Origin of the sequence: Brevibacillus sp. SKDU10, assembly GCF_001645205.1 — a bacterium.
GTDB lineage: Bacteria > Bacillota > Bacilli > Brevibacillales > Brevibacillaceae > Brevibacillus_B > Brevibacillus_B halotolerans.
The window spans coordinates 1-6448 of sequence record NZ_LSSO01000071.1; the positions used below are offsets into that span (position 1 = coordinate 1).

General features: G+C 40.7%; 4 protein-coding genes. All 4 read right to left on the reverse strand.

What is annotated here, in order from left to right; all coding sequences use genetic code 11:
* A partial coding sequence (locus AYJ08_RS04860; RefSeq protein WP_064016815.1) for a hypothetical protein occupies window positions 1-1222 on the reverse strand: 1222 nt, incomplete at its 3' end.
* 75 nt (window positions 1223-1297) lie between these two features.
* The gene (locus AYJ08_RS04865; protein WP_064016816.1) at window positions 1298-2131 is read right to left on the reverse strand and encodes a hypothetical protein; all 834 of its coding nucleotides are present in this window, start codon (window positions 2129-2131) and stop codon (window positions 1298-1300) included.
* A gap of 14 nt (window positions 2132-2145) precedes the next feature.
* Window positions 2146-3264 (reverse strand): hypothetical protein, encoded by a 1119-nt coding sequence (locus AYJ08_RS04870; RefSeq protein ID WP_064016817.1) that lies wholly within the window; start codon window positions 3262-3264, stop codon window positions 2146-2148.
* Window positions 3240-6448 (reverse strand): hypothetical protein (locus AYJ08_RS23845; protein ID WP_197490587.1); only part of this gene is annotated, 3209 nt, incomplete at its 5' end. The genes AYJ08_RS23845 and AYJ08_RS04870, both read right to left, overlap by 25 nt.

Genomic DNA, 6448 nt, shown 5'->3' on the forward strand with positions numbered 1-6448 from the left:
TTTTGTACCTGATAAAGAGTAAATCAGGAATTCCATCTGTTACTTTGAGAGCATCTGGAGCAAAATCAATACCGACAATTCTATTAGAAGCATCTCGTTTAAATTCAAAGTTGACCGTAGGCACTTGGATTTGACCATTAATCGCTACTAAAACAGATTTGTCCTTTGCCAATCCTTTTGTCAGAGAATAATTTGTTTCTCCACCTTTTGCTTCGTAAAACTCTTCTTCCTCTTCAGTCTCCAGCAGAACGATACGATCATCGAGCTCTTTTGTCCGAATATCTGTCTTATTTTCAATATCAATGAGACGTTCCTTCAGACTAGTAAAGCTCGCTTTTGGAAACAAGCCATTTTTCGATTCCACATCACGATTGTGGGCATCTACAACCTCTTTATCAGAACCATGCTCTACGGTTTTTATACGTTTTGCTAGATCTGTTAGCACTGTCTGAAGAGTAAGGCCTGTGTAGTTTGGATCGTTAACAACTCCAATCAGAGAAGCGCCAGTGGTAGCAGCAAGATCATCGCGAATAGCCTTATCGGCATTCTTACGCGCGCTTTCCTCGTCAGCGATTTGTTGAACAAGGGATGTTGTCAGATTAGCATTCCCATCATTATCAAGCGTACCGCCCTTACCATAGATATCCTTCATAAGTTGAACCAGGTTCATGTATGCTCTAGCATCTGTTGCGCCTTCTACAAAGCCTGCACCGCCTTTAACAATCGCATCTACAGGTATAACTGATAGATTCGTGCGGATAACAAAGCGATAATCAATATTTTCCGCTTTTTTATCAAACGTATACGGCTGCTCTGCTCCTTTTTCCATACTAAAGAATTTAAGAGTAAATGCTCCTCCTGCTTCTTCCAGACGACCATACACCACATCCGAATCAGCATCCCCGATAGGTGTATCGCTTCCCGTCAATCGAAGCTGAACCTTTTCCGTTAAGACAACCCCTTCTACGTCCACGCCCGTCGAGATGCTGCGAGCACCAATGTCAGCCGTAACATCAATCTGAGCAACTCCTTTTACTTCTTTGTTGTTTGCCTGTACAAATACATCAATCTTGGTGTCTTCTAGAATTTCCCGGTGATTGTGAAATTGAATATCTAGGTATGTTTCACTAATTTTGTTAGCAGAGTCAAAATGATTATTTCGCATAATCTTATTATGAAACTGCTCACCGCGTAATCTAGCAATCCCTCTTGTTCCAGCCATTTATTATCACCTCTTTTGAAATATTCACAATCATTATAGGTATAAAGGACTGGATATTCTCTAAAAATGGTAAAATTAGATGATAACCTTTATTTCAATGGTTACGCCCTCAATGCCTTCGCCGAGTTCTGCTACATGAATTCGAAAATGGTCATCCTTTAAAATTGTATCCTCGGCTAATGTATAGGTGGGATGAGCTGTATTTGAGGACTTTTCATTTTTGTCTATGACAAGATTATCCTGGAAAATATTTTTCCAGGATGGAGTGCTGTCATAATTGACTTGCGAGCATTTTTCGATTTGAAATACTGTTTTTCCGTTGCCTAATTTAGCACAAGAAGCGTATACTTCCTGAATCTTTCCATCGAATGGGAACCGTATTTCAAGCTTTGCAACTCCTAAAAAGACCCGATTTAATACAAACACCATCGTTTTTACCTCGGCTCTTTCCTGTATATGGTCAAGTCTGTCGTCAATAGAAAAGTAAGGCAAGTCATTCGTTTTATATCTTCTTGCTGAAATAATTTCTTCTTCTAATCTTTTAAATCTTAGATCATCGATACCACTCCCGCTTCCTTGGCGATATTCAGGTTTCCAGGTACGTATAAATATCTCGTCGCCAAGCATCAGCGGAACAGCTTGTCCCTTCAATGGATGATTTTCTGGATAAACACCTAAATCGAGACGAATCATATATTCATTGATTTCTTCATAGCCACCATCTGCAAGTATATGTTGACCATTAAAATATACGTCCAGCATTTTCGTACCCATTTGATAAGGATGTGTCAAAGGAATAAATAATCCTCGATTGAGATCCAAATAAGCTTGGTCTACAATGATCTCTTGTTCCTTCCAATATAGATATTCGTTTCCATATCGACGTAGATTCATTTTAGTTCCTGCCATGCCCAAACACCTCCTTACAAATGATTAATATCCAGAATAAAATGCAATGGCTTTAATCCGAAGCGTTCGCTTTTTTTCTCTACCCTCATCCAAAACTTCTTACTAGTAAGCGGAGCTAGATCTCCCATGTCAAGGGTTTGAGAATATTTGTTCGTCGGCATATTTGATCCATCGTCATGACAAACATCAGCCCACTCATATCCAAATTCCTCTAAGTATTTTAAAATACTCATGGATATGCTTGTTGCTGCTTTATTGGATGACGGATTGGAAAGCTCCATTTGAACGATAATTGTTTTATCATACATCGTACCTAAATAGGTTTCTCCTGTAGAGCTTAGTTCAACGCCTTTCCACATGACACGTAGATCTGTCCCGTATAAAAAAACATCCCCACCATACATATCAACGGGTCCTAGACTCGACAAGAGTGTACCTGTGGAATCATAAATTCGAATCATACCGTGGTAGGACAACGTCGGGAGTTCTAGCTCAACTCCTGTCCAGTTTTCTTCCAAGGTCGAAGAGGCGACGGTATACCCATCTTTGTCACACAAAAAAACAGAAAAGCCTGGTGGCAAATTCCCAATCGTAATTTTGCTATCTTTGCATACAACTAACCGATCGATGTTTACATTCTTATAGCCTGATGATGATGGATTCTTGACAACAACCCCTATCTTTTCAGCCACTATACTATCTGTATCAAATAACTCCCAACCATATCCTCGATTAGCAAAAAAAGTCCATTTGTTGTCTTTTTTATAGGCTCGCCATTTACTATATTCCGTTCCTGTTGTATCTCTGCTTTCAAGAAACTCTAGTCGATGATAACCATCCTGCCAAATCAGAATGCCACCTTCATCACCAAGCTCCACGGGGAGATAATCAGCTGTTACCTCAAACATTAGGGTATGTTCCTCCGCCGGCACATCGAATAGTACCGAGGTTTCCAAATCTGAATGAGCCATAACAAGCTGATTTCTATTACGATCAAGTGAGCAGGCATCGCTTGGAGATAAGTTGTAACGGGAGTGAATACTCCCGTTATCAAACCTATCATCAAAAATCAAACCACTCCATTTCTTGTAAATTCCCATAAATTCCCCTACCTTGTTTTCTTCCAGTTCCATATGCTCCAGGAAGCAATTTTACCAAGAATCATCCAAATTTTTCGTTTTGTTGAGGTCGGGATGGTTTCATTGGTAGCTCTCGAACCATGTTCTAGAACTGTATTCATCTTTTTGTTAGGTCTTCTTGCTTCCTCAGACTGAATCAGATCTGTTGTCATTACATTCTTTTTGCGTTTGCCCTTCAAACCATGAGACAAGAGGGTTGGATAAACTCGTTTACGCCTTCCAGACTCTTCTTCTATTTGCAAATGCGTTACGATACGTTTCTTCTTCCGTACACTATCTGTGTGAATGTGAACGTGGCTGTCCTGAGTCATTGCAATAGAATTAGCCCTAGTCTCCTGAGTAACCGTGGTTTGAGTAGATCCACCATCAGTTGTTGCATGTACTTGACGATGTAAAATCCCTAATTTGTTACTTCCGCCCATATAAGATTCTTCAAGCTTTTGGGTAACGCTGATTGAAATGGTATCCGATCCTGAGCTTTCAGCGGTTTCCAGACATGCATCATAGATGCTATCTCCTACTTGCATCGTCATTTCTTCTATAACAGTAGTCAAACCTTTATCAGAGGAAGCTAACTCATCATTTTGGAGGTTCGCGTTGTTAAATTTATTATTTTCTCCTGATTCCAGACCACTTGAAATCGCATCTATAGTAAGCTTTTGTCTACTGCCACTATCCCACTCAATCAAAGTAGAATCATCGGTGGATTTTTGTACAGATGCCATATTATTTACAGAAGCATAGGTATTCAGAATTTTTTCTTGACAGACGCCTGATTCGCTGTTACTTGTCTTGGCATCATAAGTAACTTCATACGCTCCTGATTCTAGCTTATCTACAGCTAGTTTATTGTAATCTATTACATAATCAGCGGTTTCTAGCTGTTGCTCTGATGTTTCGTAATTTGTTACATAGTCGGCCGTTTCTGGGTGTTGGTCTAATGCTTCGTAACTTGTTACATAGTCAGCCGTTTCTAGCTGCTGGTCTAAGGCTTCATAGTTGGTTGCATAGTTGGCCGTTTCTGGCTGCTGGTCTAATGCTTCATAGTTGGTTACATAGTCGGCCGTTTCTGGGTACTGGTCTAATGTTTCATAGTTGGTTACAAAGTCGGCGGTTTCTGGCTGCTGGTCTAATGCTTCATAGTTGGTTATATAGTCAGCCGTTTCTGGGTGCTGGTCTAATGCTTCATAGTTGGTCACATAGTTGGCGGTTTCTGGCTGCTGCTCTGAGGCCTCATAGTCTGTTACATGATCAGCCGTTTCCGGGCGTTGCTCTGAGGCTTCGTAGTCTGTTACATGATCAGCCGTTTCCGGGCGTTGCTCTGAGGCTTCGTAGTCTGTTACATGATCGGCCGTTTCTGGGCGTTGCTCTGAGGCTTCGCAGCTCATTACATGATTCGCCGTTTCTGGGCATTGCTCTGAGGCTTCACAGCTCATTACATGATTCGCCGTTTCTGGCTGTTGCTCTGAGGCTTCGCAGCTCATTACATGATTCGCCGTTTCTAGCTGTTGCTCTGATGTTTCGTAATTCGTTAGATAGTCAGCGGTTTCTGTCGAGTCTACTCTGCTTGAATCTTCTGCTAGGGAAGAAGCAGCCTCTGTTAAGAAAACAAACACTCCATTATCAGTATGCTCTCGTTCGGATAATTTCGTGAAATCAAGAATACCATCAGCATAAATAGCCCTTGTTCCTAGCCCCTTGTACTCCAGCATAGCAATCGGGACATCTGTCCCTACGCGGATTCTCTCGCCTTCTTCTACCACAGCATGCCCACCTGTAGTTGTATGTGCTGTATGCTGTGGTTGATATTCACTTTCCTGGTCCATTCGTTTGTCAGCCCATAATATGGATTCTTGCCGCATATCTTCAGTATACACACTAAAGCCTTTAGCACCTTTCTTAAGCTCTGTATTAGAAAGATGATTTTTATAAGCAGGTATTCCATCATCGGTTATCGCTTCACTATCAGAATAAATATTAGTCCCGCACGTTTTTTCAAGCATAAGAGCTTCTGCTACGTGATTTTTATTTCCTGTTTCTAACCACAATGCAATTTCTGCTGCGTTATCACTGATAAAATTTGCTCTTATATAATTCAGTGGCGTATCGGAAGCAGCGTCTTTTTCTACTTCTGCCAACAGGAATTGATGGTGGTGATTCAGCTCTTGAATAAACCCTCTATTCGATGAAATCAGCGCTTCCAGATCAATCCTACGATTTTGGTTTTTTGTTACAAAGACAGCATCATCGACATTCAAAGGCAAATGGTTGTTTATTAAACCATGGATTATGCTTCCTGACTCATCTGAGTATTGTGTACGTACAGGCTGACCCATTAGGAATATAGAATTATTTGCTAGCTGGTTAGAATTGCTTTGCTCTGTAGATACAAAACAGCTTGCTGTAGCCTCTTTTCCCCTAGTGCTGACAAACGCATCCAAACGTTTGTCTTCAAAGCCATTAGCTTTTGTCTGATTTTGTCCAAGCTCTTCTCTTTCTATCTGGACATCCTTGGTATAAGCAGCTAGACCTTCTGTGAATTTTTGCATTCCTGCTTCTGAGCATTGACTGCTATTCCCCTTCATAAGGTGCTGTATTACTGATTGTGAGACCGAATGAATATCGACATCTGAAGTAGCTTGCATTACCGTATGCTTAATCACATTTTCCATGCCCGCTTCTATCATTTTAAAAGCTTGAGCACCATGCATAATTTCTAATAAACGACTCAGCTTGCTTATCTCAGGATTTTGGGCTAAGATACTTTTTAATCCTTCTACAGCATGGAATGTTTGCTGGTCGACACCCTTATCAATTCCCAGGTTTGAGGCAGACAATTTATCTAACGTTACCCCACCATCTCGTTTGACATAGCTTTGTATGAAATCCCAAACCTGTCCAGGTACATATTCAGAAGCTAATCCATTGATTTCTTTCTGAGGCGGCTTTGCATCTGCTTGTATTGATAGCGAATCACTTGCAGAAAAAGAACGAATAGAATATACATCTTTGTTTTCTTTTCTACTAGGATGAAGTATGGTTTCAATCTCTATTTGTTCTTTATTGTTAAAAACGGGCTTAGCTGCTTTTTTATCTATACAATCTGCTAGATAAGAGGCGCGCCTTGCTGGATCAGGTACGTCATGTAATGCATCGGCATCATAGATGGATTTCCTAT

Coding starts and splice junctions, on each gene's coding strand:
- AYJ08_RS04865 (WP_064016816.1), bottom strand. CDS start 2,131: ATGGCAGGAACTAAAATGAATCTACGTCGATATGGAAACGAATATCTA.
- AYJ08_RS04870 (WP_064016817.1), bottom strand. CDS start 3,264: ATGGAACTGGAAGAAAACAAGGTAGGGGAATTTATGGGAATTTACAAG.